The sequence below is a fragment of the Citrobacter sp. U14242 genome, from assembly GCF_046555775.1.
Lineage (GTDB): Bacteria > Pseudomonadota > Gammaproteobacteria > Enterobacterales > Enterobacteriaceae > Citrobacter.
Window position 1 is genome coordinate 82,999 of record NZ_JBKGLW010000005.1, and the last position, 20,340, is coordinate 103,338.

19 protein-coding genes are annotated in these 20,340 nt (G+C 52.9%); 8 read left to right on the top strand and 11 right to left on the bottom strand.

The genetic code is table 11. The features are described 5' to 3' along the window. Positions 1–39 precede the first annotated feature (39 nt). Entirely contained in the window at positions 40–495 is a 456-nt protein-coding gene (locus ACLJXE_RS09655) for an HIT family protein (RefSeq protein ID WP_286629491.1), read from the top strand. Between the two features lie 57 nt (positions 496–552). On the opposite strand, the gene ACLJXE_RS09660 is transcribed toward ACLJXE_RS09655, so the two are convergent. The 5 genes from ACLJXE_RS09660 to ACLJXE_RS09680 all read right to left on the bottom strand — a co-directional run bounded on the left by ACLJXE_RS09660 (position 553) and on the right by ACLJXE_RS09680 (position 8,106). Beyond that, entirely contained in the window at positions 553–2,724 is a 2,172-nt protein-coding gene (locus ACLJXE_RS09660; protein ID WP_040233974.1) for a YgiQ family radical SAM protein, read from the bottom strand. Positions 2,725–2,913: 189 nt separating this feature from the next. After that, positions 2,914–4,326 carry a cell division protein FtsP gene (gene ftsP / locus ACLJXE_RS09665; RefSeq protein ID WP_005123112.1) on the bottom strand — a complete coding sequence of 471 codons (1,413 nt, stop codon included), beginning with the start codon at positions 4,324–4,326 and terminating at the stop codon, positions 2,914–2,916. Positions 4,327–4,397: 71 nt separating this feature from the next. Further along, positions 4,398–5,135, bottom strand: coding sequence for a 1-acylglycerol-3-phosphate O-acyltransferase (gene plsC, locus ACLJXE_RS09670; RefSeq protein WP_410750745.1), 738 nt, complete (start codon positions 5,133–5,135; stop codon positions 4,398–4,400). Positions 5,136–5,331: 196 nt separating this feature from the next. After that, positions 5,332–7,590, bottom strand: a complete 2,259-nt coding sequence (gene parC / locus ACLJXE_RS09675) for a DNA topoisomerase IV subunit A (protein WP_286629488.1) — start codon at positions 7,588–7,590, stop codon at positions 5,332–5,334. A 117-nt stretch (positions 7,591–7,707) separates the two neighbouring features. After that, positions 7,708–8,106: a YgiW/YdeI family stress tolerance OB fold protein gene (locus ACLJXE_RS09680; protein ID WP_410750746.1), complete on the bottom strand. Its 399-nt coding sequence runs from the start codon at positions 8,104–8,106 to the stop codon at positions 7,708–7,710. A 152-nt stretch (positions 8,107–8,258) separates the two neighbouring features. Between ACLJXE_RS09680 and qseB the strand changes: the two genes are divergently transcribed. The 4 genes from qseB (at position 8,259) to ACLJXE_RS09700 (ending at position 11,300) form a co-directional block, all read left to right on the top strand. Further along, a complete protein-coding gene (qseB, locus tag ACLJXE_RS09685; RefSeq protein ID WP_410750747.1) occupies positions 8,259–8,918 on the top strand; it encodes a quorum sensing response regulator transcription factor QseB in 660 nt (219 codons plus the stop codon). Then, entirely contained in the window at positions 8,915–10,264 is a 1,350-nt protein-coding gene (gene qseC, locus ACLJXE_RS09690; protein WP_410750748.1) for a quorum sensing histidine kinase QseC, read from the top strand. Before qseB ends, qseC begins: the two co-directional genes overlap by 4 nt. 109 nt (positions 10,265–10,373) lie before the next feature. Further along, complete coding sequence (locus ACLJXE_RS09695; protein ID WP_271442236.1) at positions 10,374–10,955, top strand: NAD(P)H-dependent oxidoreductase; 582 nt, start codon at positions 10,374–10,376, stop codon at positions 10,953–10,955. A 30-nt stretch (positions 10,956–10,985) separates the two neighbouring features. After that, positions 10,986–11,300, top strand: a complete 315-nt coding sequence (locus ACLJXE_RS09700) for a putative quinol monooxygenase (RefSeq protein WP_003024557.1) — start codon at positions 10,986–10,988, stop codon at positions 11,298–11,300. Between the two features lie 106 nt (positions 11,301–11,406). Here ACLJXE_RS09700 and parE read toward each other — a convergent pair whose 3' ends face one another. Genes parE through nudF form a run of 5 tightly spaced genes read right to left on the bottom strand, consistent with a single transcriptional unit; the run spans position 11,407 to position 15,812 of the window. Continuing rightward, positions 11,407–13,299, bottom strand: a complete 1,893-nt coding sequence (parE, locus tag ACLJXE_RS09705) for a DNA topoisomerase IV subunit B (protein ID WP_271454301.1) — start codon at positions 13,297–13,299, stop codon at positions 11,407–11,409. A gap of 28 nt (positions 13,300–13,327) precedes the next feature. After that, positions 13,328–13,909: an esterase YqiA gene (yqiA, locus tag ACLJXE_RS09710; RefSeq protein ID WP_003024575.1), complete on the bottom strand. Its 582-nt coding sequence runs from the start codon at positions 13,907–13,909 to the stop codon at positions 13,328–13,330. Further along, positions 13,909–14,736 (bottom strand): 3',5'-cyclic-AMP phosphodiesterase, encoded by an 828-nt coding sequence (gene cpdA / locus ACLJXE_RS09715; protein ID WP_271442239.1) that lies wholly within the window; start codon positions 14,734–14,736, stop codon positions 13,909–13,911. The genes yqiA and cpdA overlap by 1 nt, the downstream gene beginning before the upstream one ends. 24 nt (positions 14,737–14,760) lie before the next feature. Beyond that, positions 14,761–15,183 (bottom strand): DUF1249 family protein, encoded by a 423-nt coding sequence (locus tag ACLJXE_RS09720; RefSeq protein WP_005123087.1) that lies wholly within the window; start codon positions 15,181–15,183, stop codon positions 14,761–14,763. After that, positions 15,180–15,812: an ADP-ribose diphosphatase gene (gene nudF / locus ACLJXE_RS09725; RefSeq protein ID WP_410750749.1), complete on the bottom strand. Its 633-nt coding sequence runs from the start codon at positions 15,810–15,812 to the stop codon at positions 15,180–15,182. The genes ACLJXE_RS09720 and nudF overlap by 4 nt, the downstream gene beginning before the upstream one ends. Before the next feature lie 199 nt (positions 15,813–16,011). On the opposite strand from nudF, the gene tolC reads away from it, so the two are divergent. From tolC to ACLJXE_RS09740, 3 genes are all read left to right on the top strand, one after another. Further along, the gene (tolC, locus tag ACLJXE_RS09730; RefSeq protein WP_410750750.1) at positions 16,012–17,505 is read left to right on the top strand and encodes an outer membrane channel protein TolC; all 1,494 of its coding nucleotides are present in this window, start codon (positions 16,012–16,014) and stop codon (positions 17,503–17,505) included. Positions 17,506–17,652: 147 nt separating this feature from the next. Next, a complete protein-coding gene (locus tag ACLJXE_RS09735) occupies positions 17,653–18,330 on the top strand; it encodes a DUF1190 family protein (RefSeq protein ID WP_316083979.1) in 678 nt (225 codons plus the stop codon). Between the two features lie 5 nt (positions 18,331–18,335). Beyond that, positions 18,336–19,496, top strand: coding sequence for a glutathionylspermidine synthase family protein (locus tag ACLJXE_RS09740; protein ID WP_286629484.1), 1,161 nt, complete (start codon positions 18,336–18,338; stop codon positions 19,494–19,496). Between the two features lie 44 nt (positions 19,497–19,540). Here ACLJXE_RS09740 and ygiD read toward each other — a convergent pair whose 3' ends face one another. Then, entirely contained in the window at positions 19,541–20,329 is a 789-nt protein-coding gene (gene ygiD, locus ACLJXE_RS09745) for a 4,5-DOPA dioxygenase extradiol (RefSeq protein ID WP_410750751.1), read from the bottom strand. Between the last annotated feature and the right edge of the window lie 11 nt (positions 20,330–20,340).

The window sequence follows — 20,340 nt, forward strand, 5'->3', positions numbered from 1 at the left end:
CTGCGTCCTGACAAAACGTCTTACCTACGGAGAAAAGGAATGACCTGTATTTTCTGTCAAATTGTTGAAGGTAAAGCGCCCTGCCATAAAGTCTGGGAGGATGAGCATCACCTGGCCTTTCTGTCTATTTTCCCGAACACCGAAGGTTTTACCGTGGTGATCCCGAAAAAGCACTATCCCAGCTATGCATTTGATATGCCGCCGCAGGCACTGGCAGACCTGATGCTGGCGACCCAAAAGGTGGCGAAAAAACTGGATAACGCTTTCCCGGACGTCAGCCGTACAGGGATGTTTTTCGAAGGGTTTGGCGTGGATCATGTGCACAGTAAGCTCAGCCCTATGCATGGCACAGGTGATTTGACGCACTGGAAACCGATTGAATCACGGCAGAATAAATTTTTCGAACAGTATGAAGGGTATTTGTCGTCACACGACCACGAGCGGGCAGACGATGAAAAGCTGGCCGCATTAGCGGCCAGAATTCGTGAAGCTTAACGCGTCAATGTCATTACCGGATAAGGTGACACACCTTATCCGGTCTACGGTCTGGCATTAGCGCCCCGCAACTTTCCCGCGTTTTTTATTCGCCGCAGGCGTCTGACGCTGGTGCGCGACTGGCGTATGCTTGGTCAGTGCCGGGCGGGTGTGGCGGTTCTGACGACGTGCTTCGCGCATCTCTTCCAGCGTCGGGGCCGGAACCAAACACTCGCGACGACCGCCAATCAGATGCTTTTTCCCCATATCTTCCAGCGCCTGACGGATTAACGGCCAGTTAGCAGGATCATGGTAACGCAGCAGTGCTTTATGCAGACGGCGCTGTTTATCACCTCTTGGCACCACCACATCTTCACTCTTATAACCAATTTTACCCAACGGGTTTTTCCCGGTGTAATACATAGTTGTAGAGTTTGCCAGCGGTGATGGGTAGAAGTTCTGCACTTGATCCAAACGGAAACGACGCTGTTTCAGCCACAGAGCCAGATTCACCATATCCTCATCACGCGTACCCGGGTGCGCAGAGATAAAATATGGGATCAGGTACTGCTCTTTACCGGCCTGTTTAGAATAGGTATCGAACAACTCTTTAAAGCGGTCGTAGCTGCCCATACCCGGCTTCATCATCTTCGACAATGGGCCTTCTTCGGTATGCTCCGGCGCAATCTTCAGGTAGCCACCCACATGGTGAGTTGCCAACTCTTTAATATAGCGCGGGTCCTCAACGGCGATGTCATAACGCACCCCGGATGCGATAAGGATCTTTTTAATGCCTTTTAGATCACGCGCGCGGCGGTAAAGATTAATCGTCGGTTCGTGGTTGGTATCCATATGCGGGCAGATGTCCGGATACACGCATGACAGACGACGGCAGGTCTGTTCCGCACGCGGTGACTTACAGCGCAGCATATACATGTTAGCCGTTGGGCCACCGAGATCGGAAATCACGCCGGTAAAGCCCGGAACGGTATCACGAATGGCTTCGATCTCATTGATGATCGAATCTTCAGAACGGCTCTGGATAATGCGCCCTTCGTGCTCGGTGATCGAACAGAACGAGCAACCACCAAAACAGCCACGCATGATATTGATCGAGAAACGGATCATCTCATAGGCGGGAATTCGGCTGTTACCGTATGCCGGATGCGGTACACGCTTGTACGGCAGTGCAAAGACGCTGTCCATTTCCTCGGTCGACAACGGGATCGCCGGTGGGTTAACCCAAATATAGCGATCGCCATGCTTTTGCATCAGTGCACGCGCGCATCCTGGGTTCGTTTCATGGTGCAGAATACGCGACGCATGGGCGTACAGTACTTTGTCGCTCTTCACTTTCTCGAACGACGGCAACAGTACGTAGGTTTTTTCCCACGGCTTCGGACGCGGCGGCTGTACGGTTACCGCTTTCGCTTCTTGTTTTTTCGGCGCCACCGGTTTGTTGTCAGCACACGGCAAGTCTTCGCCATACGGATGAGGGATTGGGTCAATTTTTCCTGGCATATCCAGACGCGTGGAATCCACCCCGCTCCAGCCCGGCAGCGCTTCTTTGACCATAATCGCGGTATTACGCACGTCGCGGATCTGATCAATGGTTTCGCCCATCGCCAGACGGTGTGCGACTTCCACCAATGGACGTTCACCGTTGCCAAACATCAGCATGTCGGCTTTTGAATCCACCAACACGGAACGACGCACGGTATCTGACCAGTAATCGTAATGCGCAGTACGGCGCAGGCTGGCTTCAATACCGCCGAGAATAACCGGCACATCTTTCCAGGCTTCTTTACAGCGCTGGGTATAAACCAGCGTCGCGCGATCCGGGCGTTTACCCGCCACGTTGTCCGGCGTATAGGCATCGTCATGGCGCAGTCGGCGATCGGCGGTATAACGGTTGATCATCGAGTCCATGTTGCCGGCAGTTACGCCGAAGAACAGGTTCGGTTTGCCCAGACGCATAAAGTCATCTTTGCTGTTCCACTCCGGTTGGGCGATGATCCCCACGCGAAAGCCCTGTGCTTCCAGCATACGGCCGCAAATAGCCATACCGAAGCTCGGGTGATCGACGTACGCATCGCCGGTAACCAGAATGATGTCGCAGCTATCCCAGCCAAGTTGATCCATTTCGTCGCGTGACATCGGCAAAAATGGTGCCGGCCCAAAGCAGGCGGCCCAATACTGCGGCCAGGAGAAAAGGTCTCTGTCCGGTTGGATCAGGGATATTGCGCTCATAATGCTTCCAAAAAAATGGTAAAAAAATAATCAAAGGCCGGGGATTATACGCTGGATCAACAGGGGAAATGAAGGAGTATTGTAAGGATGTTAAATTTCATCTCTGCTGGTGCTACGCTGACCGTGCCTGTGCTTTCGCACGGGCCAGGCCGGGTTAGGCGAAACCGCCACCCGGCACAGGAATATCCGTTACGGAGCCGGATTCACCAGCATCTGTCCAATAGAACCACGGTCTGCCATTTCCAGCGTCTGGCTGTTGAAGTAGAACGGGAAATGCGCCCAGGAAGGCTGTCCATAATAGACCAGCAACTCCACTTGCCCATCAACCCAGACGGTATCTTTCCAGCCACGGTCTTCCGGGAACGGCATCGCGCCATTCACATTACGGATCAGGAAAGAGACGCCTTCGATATGGAACGACTGCGGCATATCTGCGCGCACCGTCCAGCGCTCCCAGGAGCCCTGCTGCGCCGTGATATCCATGCGATTGACATCCCACAGTTGGCCATTGATTCCAGGATCGTCATCAAGGCTAATATCACGGCTGCGAATCGGCGAGCCGCTCAAAATTTCGGTGGGTAACAGACGCATTGGCAGGCTATCCGTTACCAGCGGCAGAAGACCGGTTGGTCGCAAAGTCAGTACCAGCGTGGAGATCAGGATACTGGAAGGTTCAAAGAAACCACGGATCCTGTCAACAATACTGGCCGCCTCGCCGCAGGTAATCGAAACTTCATCACCGTTGGTCATATCGACCAGAATCTCACGACGCTCACCTGGCGCCAGCGATAGCTGCTTCACCGAAACCGGTGCGGGTAAAAACCCCTGATCGCCTGAGATAACATGCAGCGCACGGCCATCGCTCATTTTCAGCAGATAACGACGCGAGTTTGAGGCATTCAGCAAACGCAAACGCACCCAGCCACGAGACACTTCGACATACGGACTTTGCGCCCCGTTGACCAAAAGAGTATCCCCGACAAAACCACCGCTGCCCGGCTCGCTATATTCTGGCGTACCGAAGTTATCCAGGCGCTTATCCTGAATAATGACGGGAAAATCATCCACGCCATAGTGGTTAGGGATCGGCAGTGATTTACTCACTTCATCTTCAACCAGCCACATCCCGGCAAGGCCGTTATAGACCTGCTGGGCAGTGCGATTTGGCGTATTGGCGTGATACCACAAGGTCGCAGCGCTTTGGCGGATCGGCAGCACGGGCGCCCAGTCCGCATTAGGCGACATCATACGCGCCGGCCCGCCCATAAGAGGACCTGGAACCTGTAATCCGGCAACGGTCATTGAGACATTTTCTGTCAGACGGTTGCTGTAGATAAGCTTGACATCATCGCCTTTCCAGACGCGGATTGTCGGCCCCAGGTAGCGCCCGTTAACACCCCAGACGGGTGCGCGTGTGCCAGGCGTAAACGACCAGTGCGCACGTTGCAGCGTCATAAATAGCGGCTGTCCCCGACGGGACTCCAGCAGGGGGGGAACAGGTAGCGGTTGTTGCTGACCGGCAGCATTAGCCTTCAGTGGAACAGCACCTGCACACAGCGCGATCCCCGATGCCTGAATGAACTGACGCCGACTGAATGACATATAAGCTCCATGAAAAACTGGCGATTAACACGCAGGAAATCATTTCCTGTAACAAACCCGAAATGAGCGAATTAAACCTTACCGGCAGCTTCCCGCTCAGCAACTTCTTTATCGAGTTCTGCGATTTTTTGTTCCATCAGCGTGCGGCAATGCGCTGCCAGTTCACGAACCTGATCTTTACCAAAATGACTGATATCCACTGGCGGCAGCATCTCTACAATCGCCAGCCCATTATTCAGCCGGTTCAATTTGATCTTATTAGAAGTCGTTGAAACGCAAACAGGGATAACCGGGACACCCGCAGCAATTGCCGCATGGAACGCACCTGTTTTAAACGGTAGCAGACCACGGCCACGGCTACGCGTTCCTTCAGGGAACATCCAGATAGAGATACGACGCTTTTTAAAGTGATTCACAACCGCCGCAATGGTGCTGTGCGCTTTGGCGCGGTTATTTCTGTCGATCAACAGATTACCGGTGAGCCAGTACAGCTGTCCGAAGAAAGGGATCCATAACAGGCTTTTTTTACCTACTGTAACCGTCGGTGGCTGAACGATATTCGCTGCGGTAACCATGTCATAGTTATTCTGGTGGTTACAAATATAGATAGCATTACCATAGCTCTTCGCGTCAGGCGGCATGCGACACTCGACCTTCAGGCCATACAGGGGAGCCAGGCGACCAAACATATGGCCGAACGTCGCAACGTGTTTTGGATTTCTTGGGCTGAACAGACAGTATATGCAACCGAAAATACAGACCAAAATGCAGTAAATAACAGTAATAATTAAACGAAAAATATATAGCATAACAACCTCTAAAGGCCTAAGAGCCTGGCATTCTACGTCACCTGATTCCGAACACTGCATCAGGTTAGGGCATTGTTAAGAGCGGCTCTCTGGAAAAGCGTATTGTTAATCGCAACGCACGAATAAACAACGGTTTCACGGGATTTTTTAAAACAAGCTCTCCCTGTGTGAAAACAGGGAGAGCCAGACGCTGGCGTTATTCTTCGCTGTCGCCGTGACTGGAACGTCGGGGCGAGTCAATCTCAACACGGTCGATGCGTTGCAGACCGCGCATGAGCGTACCGCGACGACCACGCTCGCCGGTTACCTTCTGCAGCTCTTCAGGACGCAGTTTAATTTTGCGTTTCCCGACGTGGATAGTCAGCGTGCTTTGCGGCGGCAGCACGTAGAGTTGTGCCAGACCATCTTCGCCTTTCGCCGCTTCCGCAGAAGGAATGTTGATGATCTTGTTCCCTTTGCCTTTCGACAACTGCGGCAAATCGCTCACCGGGAACATCAACATGCGGCCCGCATGGGTAATAGCCAGCAGCATATCGGTTTCATCTTCAATCACCACCGGCGGCATAACATGCGCGTTTTCAGGTAGCGTAATCAATGCCTTGCCCGCACGGTTACGCGCGACGAGGTCATTGAAGGTGCAGACAAAACCGTAACCGGCATCAGATGCCATAAGCAGTTTCTGATCGTCGCCTTCCATCAGCATATGCTCAACGGTCGCGCCCGGTGGCAGCGTGAGCTTACCGGTCAACGGCTCCCCCTGACCCCGTGCCGACGGCAGAGTAATTGGGTCGATAGCATAGCTACGCCCGGTTGAGTCAACGAATACGACCGGCTGGTTACTCTTCCCTTTCACCGCCGATTTAAAGCTATCACCCGCTTTATAGCTTAAGCCCGGAGCGTCTATATCGTGGCCTTTCGCACTTCGCACCCAGCCACTCTGGGACAGCACAATGGTCACTGGCTCAGACGGCAACATGTCGTGCTCGCTCATCGCCTTCGCTTCTTCACGCTCCTGCAATGGAGAACGGCGATCGTCGCCATAGGCATCCGCATCAGCCTGCAGTTCTTTCTTCAGCAGGTTACTCATTTTGCGTTCAGAGGCCAGAATGCCCTGCAGTTGATCGCGCTCTTTAGCCAGTTCGTCCTGCTCACCGCGGATTTTCATCTCTTCCAGTTTGGCAAGGTGACGTAATTTCAGCTCAAGAATGGCTTCCGCCTGGGTTTCTGAAATACCAAACCGCGACATCAGCTCGGGTTTAGGCTCATCTTCATGACGAATAATTTCAATGACTTCGTCAATATTGAGGAACGCTATCAGTAAACCTTCAAGAATGTGCAGGCGCTTGAGGACTTTCTCCAGGCGATAGTTCAGGCGACGGCGCACGGTATCGCGACGGAACGTCAGCCACTCGGTGAGGATCTCCAGTAGGTTTTTAACTGCCGGACGACCGTCGAGGCCAATCATGTTCAGGTTAATGCGATAGCTTTTTTCCAGATCGGTAGTGGCAAACAGATGGTTCATCACCTGTTCCATATCCACGCGATTCGACCGCGGGACAATCACCAGACGAGTCGGGTTTTCGTGATCCGATTCATCGCGCAGATCGTCTACCATTGGCAGCTTTTTATTGCGCATTTGAGCCGCAATCTGCTCCAGCACCTTTGCGCCGGAGACCTGGTGCGGCAGCGCGGAAATCACCACCGCGCCGTCTTCTTTCGTCCATACCGCACGCATGCGTACGGAACCGCGTCCGTTTTCGTATATCTTACGAATCTCCGCACGCGAAGTAATGATCTCTGCTTCGGTCGGGTAATCCGGCCCCTGTACGATATCCAGCAGCTGATCCAACGTCGTTTTCGGCTGTTCAATCAGCGTAATTGCCGCTTTGGCCACTTCACGCAGGTTATGCGGTGGAATATCCGTCGCCATTCCCACAGCAATACCGGTCGTGCCGTTCAGCAGAATATTCGGCAGACGCGCAGGCAGCATTTTCGGCTCCTGCATAGTGCCGTCGAAGTTTGGCACCCAATCCGACGTTCCCTGACCAAGTTCACCCAGCAGGACTTCCGCATATTTCGACAGACGGGATTCCGTGTAACGCATCGCGGCAAAGGATTTCGGATCGTCCGGTGCCCCCCAGTTCCCCTGCCCGTCAACCAGCGGATAACGGTAAGAGAAGGGCTGGGCCATCAGCACCATCGCCTCATAGCAGGCGCTGTCGCCGTGCGGATGGTATTTACCCAGCACGTCACCGACAGTACGGGCTGATTTTTTAAACTTGGCGCTGGCGTTCAGCCCCAGTTCGGACATCGCGTAAACGATGCGACGCTGAACAGGTTTCAGACCATCACCAATAAACGGCAACGCCCTGTCCATGATGACGTACATGGAGTAGTTCAGATAGGCGTTTTCCGTGAATTCATGCAGCGCAAGGCGCTCTGCCATATCGCTCATTAATCGTGGTTCCTCAACTTATACCCGTCTATTGAAGGGCAATATTGCCGCAGATACTACCCTATCTGGCGTGTTGAGTCACAAAGAAAAGGGCCGCGAATGCGGCCCTGATGGGGATTACTTAGCAACTTTGGTAATCTGTTTCACGTCGATTTCAACGGAGTTCCAGTCTTTATCCACTTCACCCTGAATTTCAACCGTATCCTGCGGGCCGACGGTTACGCCGTTCCAGCGTTTATGATCGATATCCACATTAACCGTGCCAGTGGCATCCTTAAACAGGTACAGATCGTCAGAAATACGTTCAACGATGTTCCCGCGTAACGTGACCCAGGTGTCATCACGCAGCGATTTTGCACTTTCAACAGTGGTGCTGCTGCCGTTCGGGCCGACAAATCCGCCGTTTTGGCTCTGCGTAGTGGTTGTCGTTGGCCCAGAGAAGCCGCCCTGCTGAGCGGCAAAAACAGGTGCGGAACACAGTGCCATTATGGCAACCATTGCAGCTAATTTTTTCATCGTCATGTCTCCCTTTCATGTTGGTTTACGACTATTAAATAAGTTAATCCTTAACAAGTTCTTAAGACAAAAAAAGATACTTTTTTTGCTGTACAGAGACTGTTGTCACAAGGTTTACTGTCGGCAAAGAGCGTTATCGCAGGGAAGAACATATGCGTATTTTACTGATCGAAGATGACACGTTGATTGGCGATGGCCTTAAAACAGGTCTGAGTAAAATGGGTTTCAGCATCGACTGGTTTACCGAAGGTCGTCAGGGAAAAGAAGCGCTGTACAGCGCCCCTTATGATGCGGTAATCCTTGACCTGACCCTGCCGGGTATCGACGGGCGCGATATCCTGCGCGAATGGCGGGCAAAGGGTAAGCAAGAGCCTGTGCTGATTCTGACGGCTCGGGATGCGCTGACAGAACGCGTTGAAGGCCTGCGCCTGGGCGCGGATGACTATCTGTGCAAACCTTTTGCACTCATCGAGGTTGCCGCCAGACTGGAAGCATTGGTACGCCGCGCCAGCGGCCAGGCCAGCAACATTCTGAGCCATGGTCAGGTCTCGCTTGATCCCGGCGCGCTGGTCGCGACAGTCGCAGGTGAACCTTTGTCACTCAAACCCAAAGAGTTCGCCCTACTGGAACTACTGATGCGTAGTAAAGGCCGCGTGCTGCCCCGCAAACTGATCGAAGAAAAACTGTATAACTGGGACGAAAACGTCTCCAGCAACGCCGTTGAAGTGCACGTCCACCACTTACGCCGTAAGCTCGGCAGCGACTTTATCCGCACTGTACATGGCATTGGCTACACCCTGGGTGATGCATGAAACTCACACAACGCCTCAGCCTGCGCGTCAGGCTAACGCTTATTTTTCTTTTTCTGGCCTCTATAACCTGGGCGATCTCCAGTTTTGTGGCCTGGAAGCAGACAACTGACAATGTGGATGAACTGTTTGATACTCAGTTAATGCTGTTCGCCAAACGGCTAAGCACACTGGATATCAGCGACGTTACTGCTTCACACAATATGGCCGGTACGCCAAAGAAGCTGAAGCACGGCCATATTGACGACGATGCGCTGGCGTTTGCTATCTATTCCACCGATGGGAAAATGGTGCTGCACGATGGCGACAACGGTCGGGACATTCCCTACAGCTACAGCCGGGAAGGCTTTAGTAACGGCCAACTTAACGGTGACAATGACTCGTGGCGGTTTCTGTGGCTGAATTCTGCGGATGGCAAATACCGTATAGTCGTTGGTCAGGAGTGGGAATATCGGGAAGACATGGCGTTGGCGATAGTAAGCGCCCAACTCACCCCGTGGCTGGTCGCGCTCCCACTGATGCTGCTGATCCTGGTGGTTATGCTCAGTCGTGAACTCAGGCCGTTGAAAAAACTGGCCCAGGCCCTGCGCTGGCGCTCACCCGAATCAGAAGACCCCCTCGACCCCAAAGGCGTGCCAAGCGAAGTGCGTCCACTGGTCGAATCGCTCAATCAGCTTTTTATCCGTACACATTCCATGATGGTACGCGAACGGCGCTTTACTTCTGACGCTGCCCATGAGCTACGCAGCCCATTAACTGCGCTGCGAGTGCAAACAGAAGTGGTTCAACTATCAGATGATGATCCGCAAACACGGGAAAAAGCGCTGGTGCAGCTACACGCGGGGATCGAACGCGCTACGCGGCTGGTGGATCAGTTGCTGACGCTGTCACGACTCGACTCCCTCGACAACCTTCAGGACGTGGCTGATATCTCGCTGGAGGAACTACTGCAATCCGCAGTAATGGATATCTATCACCCGGCGCAACAGGCCCACATTGATGTTCGTTTGCAGATTAACGCCCACGATATCAAACGTATGGGACAACCATTGTTACTCAGCCTGATGGTGCGGAATCTGCTGGATAATGCGATTCGCTATAGCCCGCAGGGTAGCATTGTAGAGGTGACGCTTAACTCCCGCTATTTTAGCGTCAACGATAACGGTCCGGGCGTTGCACCGGAAGTCCTGACGCACATTGGTGAACGCTTTTATCGTCCGCCGGGACAAAGCGTTACCGGCAGTGGTCTGGGCCTGTCGATCGTTCGTCGTATAGCGACATTACACGGGATGTCTGCCTCGTTTGGTAATGCCCCGGAAGGCGGGTTTGAGGCCAAAATCAGCTGGTAAAGACCGCATTATTGCTAATAATGCAAAAGACTTTGCACATTTTGCTAATTTCACCGTACCGCCCGTGGGGGTAAAATCGTCCTCAAACGTATTTCCTTGAGGACACAAAATGAGCAACATTCTGATTATCAATGGTGCGAAAAAATTCGCTCACTCTAACGGTCAGTTAAACGACACCCTGACCGAGGTCGCGGATGGCCTCCTGCGCGACCTCGGGCATGATGTTAAAATCGTGCGTGCTGATGGCGATTACGACATTAAAACTGAAGTGCAGAACTTCGTCTGGGCTGATGTGGTTATCTGGCAAATGCCGGGCTGGTGGATGGGTGCACCGTGGACGGTGAAAAAATACATCGATGATGTGTTTACCGAAGGTCACGGTACGCTGTATGCCAGCGATGGTCGTACACGTTCAGATGCCTCTAAAAAATACGGTTCCGGCGGGCTGATTCAGGGCAAAAAATACATGCTGTCCCTGACCTGGAACGCGCCAATGGAAGCCTTCACTGAAAAAGACCAATTCTTCCATGGTGTTGGAGTTGATGGCGTGTATCTGCCGTTCCATAAAGCAAATCAGTTCCTGGGAATGGAAGCGCTGCCGACGTTTATCACCAATGACGTGATTAAAATGCCAGATGTTCCGCGTTATATCGCAGAATATCGCAAGCATCTGACCGAGATTTTTGGTTAACTAGTCACCTGGAATTAGAAGGAGTTAATCATGCTTACTGTTATTGCAGAAATCCGTACACGTCCAGGTCAACATCACCGCCAGGCGGTGCTGGATCAGTTTGCTAAAATCGTTCCGACCGTACTGAAGGAAGAAGGCTGCCACGGCTATGCGCCGATGGTGGATCATGCTGCGGGTGTTAGTTTTCAGACCACAGCACCAGACTCAATCGTGATGGTTGAACAGTGGGAAAGCATCGCGCATCTTGAAGCGCATTTGCAGACCCCGCATATGAAAGCCTACAGCGAAGCCGTTAAAGGTGACGTGCTGGACATGAATATTCGTATTCTGGAGTCGGGTATTTAAGCTATCGTCATGGCCGCCGGGCCAGATAAGCGCAGCGCCATCGGGCATGATGACCTTGCCGGATGGCGGTATTAACCGCCTTATCCGGCCTACATACTCATAATCCTTAGCCTTCGAGATCCGCCAGATCACCTTTCTCCTGCAACCAGTTGCGACGATCCTCTGAACGTTTCTTGGCCAGCAGCATATCCATCACCGCATTCGTACGCTGATCGTCCTCATCATCAATGATGAGCTGCACCAGACGACGCGTATTAGGGTCCAGCGTCGTTTCACGTAGTTGCATCGGGTTCATTTCACCCAGACCTTTAAAGCGTTGTACGTTCGGTTTCCCTTTCTTGCGCTTTAACTGCTCCAGCACGCCCGCTTTTTCTTCTTCTGTCAGTGCGTAATACACTTCTTTGCCGAGATCGATACGGTACAACGGAGGCAGCGCCACATAGACGTGACCGTGTTTCACCAGCGTACGGAAGTGTTTCACAAACAGCGCGCACAGCAGCGTCGCGATGTGCAGACCATCGGAGTCCGCATCCGCCAGAATACAGATCTTGCCATAGCGCAGTTGGCTCAGATCATCGCTGTCCGGATCGATACCGATCGCCACCGAAATATCGTGAACTTCCTGCGAAGCCAGCACTTCATCAGAAGAAACTTCCCAAGTATTGAGGATCTTCCCTTTCAGCGGCATGATCGCCTGGAATTCACGATCGCGCGCCTGCTTGGCCGATCCGCCCGCCGAGTCACCTTCGACGAGGAACAATTCGGTGCGATTGAGATCCTGTGCGGTACAGTCCGCCAGTTTCCCCGGTAGCGCCGGACCGCTGGTCAGCTTTTTGCGTACCACTTTTTTCGCCGCACGCAAACGACGCTGCGCGCTGGAAATAGCCATTTCCGCCAGCTGCTCGGCGGACTGCACGTTCTGGTTCAGCCACAGGCTAAAGGCATCTTTCACTACGCCAGAAACGAATGCCGCACACTGACGTGAAGAAAGACGCTCTTTGGTCTGTCCGGCAAACTGTGGATCCTGCATTTTTACCGACAGCACATAGGCGCAACGATCCCAGATATCTTCTGCTGACAGCTTCACACCACGCGGCAGAATATTACGGTACTCGCAGAACTCGCGCATCGCGTCCAGCAGTCCCTGGCGCAGGCCGTTAACATGCGTACCGCCCTGCATAGTAGGGATCAGGTTGACATAACTTTCGGTCAGTAATTCACCGCCTTCCGGCAGCCACAGCAACGCCCAGTCGACAGTCTCAGTCTCACCACTGAAGTTACCGATAAACGGTTTTTCCGGCAGCGTTGGCAGACCGTTTACGGCTTCGCTCAGGTAGTCATTCAGACCGTCCTGGTAGCACCAGCGCTGCTCGCTATTGTTCACTTCATCTTTAAAGGTGATTTCTACGCCCGGGCACAGTACCGCTTTCGCTTTCAGTACGTGCGTTAAGCGAGAAACAGAGAAACGTGGGCTGTCAAAGAAGGTTTCATCCGGCCAGAAGTGCACGCTGGTTCCGGTATTGCGTTTACCGCAAGTACCGACCACCTGCAGATCCTGCACTTTGTCACCGTTTTCAAACGCGATGTTGTACACCTGACCATCGCGACGCACGTTCACTTCTACACGTTTTGAAAGCGCGTTGACCACGGAGATACCCACTCCATGTAAACCGCCTGAAAACTGGTAGTTCTTATTAGAAAACTTACCGCCTGCATGCAGGCGACAGAGGATCAGCTCGACCGCCGGAACGCCTTCTTCTGGGTGAATATCCACCGGCATGCCGCGTCCGTCGTCAATGACTTCCAGCGATTGATCGGCATGTAAGATCACATCCACGCGTTTCGCGTGGCCAGCCAGTGCTTCATCCACACTGTTATCAATCACTTCCTGTCCAAGATGGTTAGGACGGGTCGTGTCAGTGTACATCCCAGGGCGACGGCGTACCGGCTCAAGCCCAGTGAGTACCTCAATGGCATCAGCGTTATAAGTTTGCGTCATGGTTTAAATTAGCAATTCGAATTGATCGTCAGAAACTGTGCAGTCCAAGGAAATCGACAATCGGGTTGAAATAATCTTCGAAGCCCGTGAATGCGTGGTTTCCGCCCTCAATAACTGTCTGACGGCAGGAGGCGTAATACGCCACCGCCTGGCGGTAGTCCAACACTTCATCGCCCGTTTGTTGAAGCAGCCAAATCAAATCCGGCGCTTCCAGCGGGTCAATCTGCATGACTTTAAGATCGTAAATATGGCGTGACTCTAGCACATATTGCTGCCCCGTGTAGGGGTTCTCGTTTTGACCGAGATAGTCGACCAGCAGTTCGTAAGGCCGCACGGCAGGGTTAACGACCACCGCTGGCAGCATAAAACATTGCGACAGCCAGGTGGCGTAATAGCCTCCTAATGAGGAGCCGACAATTCCCAGCGACTCGCCGCCATGCTCAAGGATAATTGACTCCAGCATCTCTGCCGCCTGAGCTGGATACGGAGGTAACTGCGGTACAATCATCTCAACGTGCGGATGGTGCTCCGCCAGCCAGTTTTTTAGCAGACACGCCTTCGCCGAACGAGGAGAACTATTGAATCCATGAAGATAGAGAAGCGTAGACATCAGTAGCCTTCTGAAGCGGTATCAGGGTGGAACCGATTTCCCTGTAGACGACACACCTGGGTCTGCAACGTACCGTCTGCAAAGAGTTCCAGCGTACGCCAGCCGGGGCTTATCGTATCTAACGTGAAATTGGCGCAATGCGGCTTAAATTGCACGCATGTTGATGGCGTCGCCAGCAGTCGGCGGCCGTTCCAGTCGAGATCCAGCTCCTGGTGAATATGCCCACAGAGCAGATACTTCACGCGCGGATAGTTCACCAGCACGTTGTCGAGCTCCGCCGCATTACGCAGGCTGTGTTGATCGAGCCAACTGCAGCCCGCAGGCAAAGGATGATGATGCAGAAGCAGCAAAGTATTACGCTCAGGCGCATCGGCAAGTTTACGCTCCAGCCACTCAAGCTGAAATTCGCTTAACTCACCGTGAGGAACGCCAAAAACCTGGCTGTCCAGCAACAAAATTTGCCACTGTTCACCGATGAAGATGCGTTTAGCGGGGGAAATACCCGCATCCTGAAGCGCGCTGTACATCGCTGGCTGAAAATCGTGATTACCGGGTAACCAAACGCAGGGCGCACGAAAACTTGCGATGCCCTCAGCAAAATGCTGATAAGCCGCAGCGGATTGATCCTGTGCCAAATCCCCAGTCGCAACGATGAGATCGTACTCTGGCGACTCTGCATGTATTGCATCCAGTACACACTGGTAGCTATCCCAGGTGTTCACACCCAGCAAGGTTTCATGCTTTTCGGCAAACAGGTGAGTGTCTGTAATTTGTAAGATCCTGACTCTGGCCTCACCAGCCAAAGGAAGGGTTAACAGGCTTTCCAAATGGTGTCCTTAGGTTTCACGACGCTAATAAACCGGAATCGCCATCGCTCCATGTGCTAAACAGTACCGTAACCAGTCGGCCAAAAACTGATTAATTTGATGCTTTTCGTCGCGTTGATGCAACTTTTTATTTGGATAATCATACCGCGCTTTGAAGCGAAAGATCTGCTGACTTGAACACACTTCAGCCACCCTCGCATCATGATACAGGCGCACAGTCAGCGACGGCAGGCTCCAGTAGGTAACCGCTGGTGCCGTCTGTTCGATCGCGACAAGCGTAGTGTATCGGGTCGATTCAACAATCGTTAATCGATATTGTGCGTTTGCAACCTGATAGCTCACTGTTTCACCGGCTGCATCATTGCGTGGCAACAGGCGGCGCAACTGCGAAAAATTGGTTTCGCACAGGCGCATCATTTCAGGGAAGTCAGGTGTGTAACGCTTCATTTTTTCCACTCAGTTTTTAACTCTTGATAGTGCAGCTGTAACCATTGCAAGGCGATGACAGAAGCCGCGTTGTCGATTATCCCCTCTTCTACCCATTGATAAGCCTGCTCCCGACTCACCACATGAACACGAATATCTTCGTTTTCATCCGCCAGACCGTGGATACCATTTGCGGTCGAAGCGTCCACTTCACCTACCAAAATGGACAGGCGCTCACTGGTGCCGCCCGGGCTTGCCAGATAGCTCAGCACGGGCTTAGTCCGCTTCACATCCAGTCCGGCTTCTTCCATTGCTTCGCGGCGGGCCACATCTTCAACGGTTTCGCCTTCTTCGATCATTCCGGCTACCATTTCCAGCAGATACGGCGTTTCACTGGTGTCATAGGCCGCGATACGGATCTGTTCAATCAGCACAACTTCATCCCGCTCAGGGTCAAAGGGTAGCAAGACTGCCGCGTGTCCGCGCTCAAAAATTTCACGCTTTACTTCACCGCTCATACCACCGTTAAACAGGCGATGACGGAAGCGATAAAGATCCAGTGAAAAAAAACCGCGGTATAGTGTTTCTCGTGCAATAATTTCTACATCATTTTTAGTGAATGTCATTGGCAAGTTGTCTGGTTTACGCATTGTGCTGTCCTGGTACCAATAGTGATTAAAGTGTGAATTTCAAGGTCGTTTGACTGCTGTTTGAGCGCCCTTGTGTTAAATTGATGCAAATTAACGCCGTATGGCACGTAACGCCAACTTTTTGAAGTGGCGGATTCTGCTAGAATCAGCAATTATTTTTACAATTTGATCAGCGCTAAATACTGCTTCACAACAAGGAATGCAAATGAAGAAATTGCTCCCCATCCTTATCGGCCTGAGCCTGTCGGGGTTCAGTACTCTGAGCCAGGCAGAAAACCTGATGCAGGTTTATCAGCAAGCACGCCTGAGCAACCCGGAATTACGTAAATCCGCCGCCGATCGCGATGCTGCATTCGAAAAAATTAACGAAGCGCGTAGTCCTTTACTGCCGCAACTGGGTTTAGGTGCCGATTACACCTACAGTAATGGCTTTCGTGATGCCAATGGCGTTAACTCCAACGCGACAAGTGCTTCGTTAAGCCTGACTCAGACTCTGTTCGATATGTCAAAATGGCGTGCCCTGACGCTGCAAGAAAAATCAGCAGGCATCCAGGACGTGACCTATCAGACCGATCAGCAAACGCTGATCCTGAATACCGCCACGGCCTATTTTAACGTATTGAACGCGATTGACGTGCTCTCTTATACCCAGGCACAAAAAGATGCCGTCTATCGTCAGTTAGATCAGACAACCCAGCGTTTTAACGTTGGCCTGGTTGCCATCACTGACGTACAAAACGCCCGTTCACAGTACGATACCGTGTTGGCGAACGAAGTTACCGCGCGTAATAACCTGGACAACGCCGTTGAACAGTTGCGTCAGGTCACCGGCAATTACTACCCGGAACTGGCCTCGCTGAATGTTGATGGTTTTAAAACCAACAAACCGCAGGCGGTGAATTCGCTGTTGAAAGAAGCAGAAAACCGTAACCTGACCTTACTGCAGGCGCGTTTAAGCCAGGATCTGGCGCGTGAGCAAATTCGTCTGGCGCAGGACGGTCATCTGCCGACGCTGGGTCTAACCGCCTCTACCGGTGTATCTGATACCTCTTACAGTGGATCTAAAACTCGTGCCAGCGATGCCGGCACACGCTATGACGACAGCAACCAGGGCCAGAATAAAATTGGTCTGAACTTCTCGCTGCCGCTGTACCAGGGCGGGATGGTTAACTCGCAGGTGAAACAAGCACAGTACAACTTTGTAGGCGCGAGTGAACAGCTGGAAAGCGCGCACCGCAGCGTAGTGCAGACCGTTCGTTCGTCATTCAACAACATTAATGCGTCTATCAGTAGCATCAATGCGTACAAACAAGCCGTTGTCTCTGCGCAAAGCTCCCTTGACGCGATGGAAGCGGGTTATTCCGTCGGTACACGTACCATCGTGGACGTGTTGGATGCCACCACCACGCTGTACAACGCCAAGCAGCAGTTAGCTAACGCGCGTTATACCTATCTGATCAACCAGTTAAACATCAAGTCTGCGCTCGGTACGTTGAACGAGCAGGATCTGGTGGCGCTGAACAATACGCTGGGCAAACCTATTTCCACCGCGCCTGACGCCGTTGCGCCGGAAAACACCCAGCAAGACGCCGTAGCGGACGGATATACCGCGAACAGTGCGGCTCCGGCGGTCAAACCGGCAGCAGCACGTACAACCAGCAGCAGTAACGGCAACAACCCGTTCCGTAATTGATGTTGATGACGGGGCTTCGGCCCCGTCTGAACGTAAGACAACGTAAAGATCCGCCCCTTCTCCCGCATTCTCGCCTCTTCCCGCTTCAATTTCGACCAGTCATCCTCTATTCTGAACAGTATTTACCACTGGTCCTGGAAGACATAAATGAAACGGACAAAATCTATACATCACGCGTCGTTCCGCAAAAGCTGGAGCGCACGCCATCTGACTCCTGTCGCACTGGCTGTGACCGCTGTTTTTATGCTGGCAGGCTGTGAAAAGAGTGACGAAACAGTTTCGCTTTATCAGAATGCGGACGACTGCTCTGCGGCGAATCCGGGTAAAAGCGCTGAATGTACTACCGCATTCAACAACGCACTGAAAGAAGCTGAACGCACGGCGCCAAAATACGCCACGCGCGAAGACTGTATTGCCGAGTTCGGTGAAGGTCAGTGCCAGCAGGCACCTGCCCAGGCAGGAATGGCGCCTACGGGCGAAGGTCAGGCTCAGGCGCAGAATCAAAGCAGTGGCAGCTTCTGGATGCCGCTGATGGCGGGTTACATGATGGGCCGGATGATGGGCGGCGGCATGGGCGCGCAGCAACCGCTGTTCAGCTCGAAAAACCCGGCAAGCCCGGCATATGGCAAATATACGGATGCCAGCGGTAAAAACTACGGTGCCGCCACACCGGGCCGCACCATGACCGTGCCGAAAACCGCGATGGCGCCAAAACCCGCCACAACGTCTACCGTTACGCGCGGCGGATTTGGTGAGTCGGTGGCTAAACAGAGCACCATGCAACGTAGCGCCAGCGGCACCACGACACGTTCGATGGGTGGCTGATCCCTATGGAAAGAGTCAGTATTGTTGAGCGCCCGGACTGGCGCGACAAAGCCACCGAATACGGTTTCAACTTTCACACCATGTACGGCGAGCCGTACTGGTGTGAAGATGCGTACTATAAGCTCACGCTTGCTCAGGTCGAAAAGCTGGAAGACGTCACCGCTGAGCTGCATCAGATGTGCCTCAAAGTGGTGGAGCGGGTCATCGCCAGCGACGAGCTAATGACTAAGTTTCGTATTCCGAAGCATACCTGGGGTTTTGTCCGCCAGTCCTGGCAGACACAGCAGCCGTCGCTTTATTCCCGTCTCGATCTGGCGTGGGACGGTACGGGCGAGCCTAAGCTGTTAGAAAACAACGCCGATACGCCAACCTCATTGTATGAAGCTGCTTTTTTCCAGTGGATCTGGCTGGAAGATCAGCTCAATGCGGGCAACCTGCCGGAAGGCAGCGATCAGTTCAACAGTCTGCAGGAAAAGCTGATAGAACGTTTCACTGAGCTGCGCGAGCAGTACGGTTTTCAGCTGCTGCACCTGACCTGCTGTCGCGATACGGTCGAAGATCGGGGAACGATCCAGTATTTGCAGGATTGCGCGGCTGAGGCTGAAATTGCCACTGAATTTCTCTATGTCGAAGATATCGGGCTCGGTGAAAAAGGTCAGTTCACGGATCTGCAGGATCAGGTCATTGCCAACCTGTTCAAGCTCTATCCGTGGGAGTTTATGCTGCGTGAAATGTTCTCCACCAAGCTGGAAGACGCTGGCGTTCGCTGGCTGGAGCCGGCCTGGAAGAGCATTATCTCCAACAAAGCACTGTTGCCACTGCTGTGGGAAATGTTCCCGGATCATCCGAATCTGCTACCAGCATATTTCGCCGAAGACGACTATCCGCAGATGGATAAGTTTGTCGTGAAGCCGATCTTCTCGCGTGAAGGGGCTAACGTTTCCATCATTGAGAACGGTAAAACGATCGAAGCAGTGGAAGGGCCATACGGTGAAGAAGGCATGATCGTGCAGCAGTTCCATCAGTTGCCGAAGTTTGGCGACAGCTACATGCTGATCGGCAGCTGGCTGATTAACGATCAACCCGCCGGGATCGGCATTCGTGAAGACAGAGCGTTGATCACCCAGGATCTCTCACGCTTCTATCCGCATATTTTTGTCGAATAAATCTGTTGTGCCCGGTGGCGCTCACGCTTACCGGGCCGACGTATTTATCCCACCTGAACTGACAACATACTCAGGCTACCCATTTCAATGCCATCGACCGGGATTGTTACAGGTTCTTTACCATCCCATGCGCCTAAAACATACAGTAGCGGCAGGAAATGATCCGGCGTCGGGTTCGACAATGATCCGCCTTCATGCTCGAGATAATTCACCAGCGGATGCTGTTCAACCGGTCCCTGCCAGGTCAGGTTGGCTTTCAAATAATCATTGAATGAGGTTGCCCACGGGTAGGGGGTATTCTCACCGTGCCAGCGTGCTGTACGCAGGTTATGCACCACGTTGCCACTGGCCACCAGCATAATGCCTTCATCGCGCAACGCTGCCAGCTTGCGGCCTATTTCAAAATGCCAGGCCGCAGGTTTAGTGCTGTCGACACTCAACTGCACCATCGGGATATCCGCGTTCGGGTACATCTTGATCAGCACGCCCCATGAACCATGGTCAAAACCCCACGCCTCTTTGTCTAAGGTAACAGGCGCCGGAGCCAACAGGTCAACCAGATGCTGCGCCAGTTCAGGTGAGCCTGGAGCCGGGTAATGGGTGTCATACAGCGCCTGCGGAAAACCGCCAAAATCGTGGATCGTTTTAGGCGCTTCCATCGCCGTCACACCTGTCCCACGAGTGAACCAGTGTGCCGAGACCACCACAATGGCTTTCGGGCGCGGCAACGTTTCCCCCAGTTGCTGCCAGGCACGGGTATAAACGTTATCTTCCAGAACATTCATCGGGCTACCGTGGCCCAAAAACAATGCTGGCATACGAGTTGAAGACATGATGATATCCT

What these genes read in the sequence shown, in the direction of transcription:
- ACLJXE_RS09655 (WP_286629491.1), top strand. Translation starts at nt 40, where the DNA reads ATGACCTGTATTTTCTGTCAAATTGTTGAAGGTAAAGCGCCCTGCCAT.
- ACLJXE_RS09660 (WP_040233974.1), bottom strand. Translation starts at nt 2,724, where the DNA reads ATGAGCGCAATATCCCTGATCCAACCGGACAGAGACCTTTTCTCCTGG.
- ftsP (WP_005123112.1), bottom strand. Translation starts at nt 4,326, where the DNA reads ATGTCATTCAGTCGGCGTCAGTTCATTCAGGCATCGGGGATCGCGCTG.
- plsC (WP_410750745.1), bottom strand. Translation starts at nt 5,135, where the DNA reads ATGCTATATATTTTTCGTTTAATTATTACTGTTATTTACTGCATTTTG.
- parC (WP_286629488.1), bottom strand. Translation starts at nt 7,590, where the DNA reads ATGAGCGATATGGCAGAGCGCCTTGCGCTGCATGAATTCACGGAAAAC.
- ACLJXE_RS09680 (WP_410750746.1), bottom strand. Translation starts at nt 8,106, where the DNA reads ATGAAAAAATTAGCTGCAATGGTTGCCATAATGGCACTGTGTTCCGCA.
- qseB (WP_410750747.1), top strand. Translation starts at nt 8,259, where the DNA reads ATGCGTATTTTACTGATCGAAGATGACACGTTGATTGGCGATGGCCTT.
- qseC (WP_410750748.1), top strand. Translation starts at nt 8,915, where the DNA reads ATGAAACTCACACAACGCCTCAGCCTGCGCGTCAGGCTAACGCTTATT.
- ACLJXE_RS09695 (WP_271442236.1), top strand. Translation starts at nt 10,374, where the DNA reads ATGAGCAACATTCTGATTATCAATGGTGCGAAAAAATTCGCTCACTCT.
- ACLJXE_RS09700 (WP_003024557.1), top strand. Translation starts at nt 10,986, where the DNA reads ATGCTTACTGTTATTGCAGAAATCCGTACACGTCCAGGTCAACATCAC.
- parE (WP_271454301.1), bottom strand. Translation starts at nt 13,299, where the DNA reads ATGACGCAAACTTATAACGCTGATGCCATTGAGGTACTCACTGGGCTT.
- yqiA (WP_003024575.1), bottom strand. Translation starts at nt 13,909, where the DNA reads ATGTCTACGCTTCTCTATCTTCATGGATTCAATAGTTCTCCTCGTTCG.
- ACLJXE_RS09720 (WP_005123087.1), bottom strand. Translation starts at nt 15,183, where the DNA reads ATGAAGCGTTACACACCTGACTTCCCTGAAATGATGCGCCTGTGCGAA.
- nudF (WP_410750749.1), bottom strand. Translation starts at nt 15,812, where the DNA reads ATGCGTAAACCAGACAACTTGCCAATGACATTCACTAAAAATGATGTA.
- tolC (WP_410750750.1), top strand. Translation starts at nt 16,012, where the DNA reads ATGCAAATGAAGAAATTGCTCCCCATCCTTATCGGCCTGAGCCTGTCG.
- ACLJXE_RS09735 (WP_316083979.1), top strand. Translation starts at nt 17,653, where the DNA reads ATGAAACGGACAAAATCTATACATCACGCGTCGTTCCGCAAAAGCTGG.
- ACLJXE_RS09740 (WP_286629484.1), top strand. Translation starts at nt 18,336, where the DNA reads ATGGAAAGAGTCAGTATTGTTGAGCGCCCGGACTGGCGCGACAAAGCC.
- ygiD (WP_410750751.1), bottom strand. Translation starts at nt 20,329, where the DNA reads ATGTCTTCAACTCGTATGCCAGCATTGTTTTTGGGCCACGGTAGCCCG.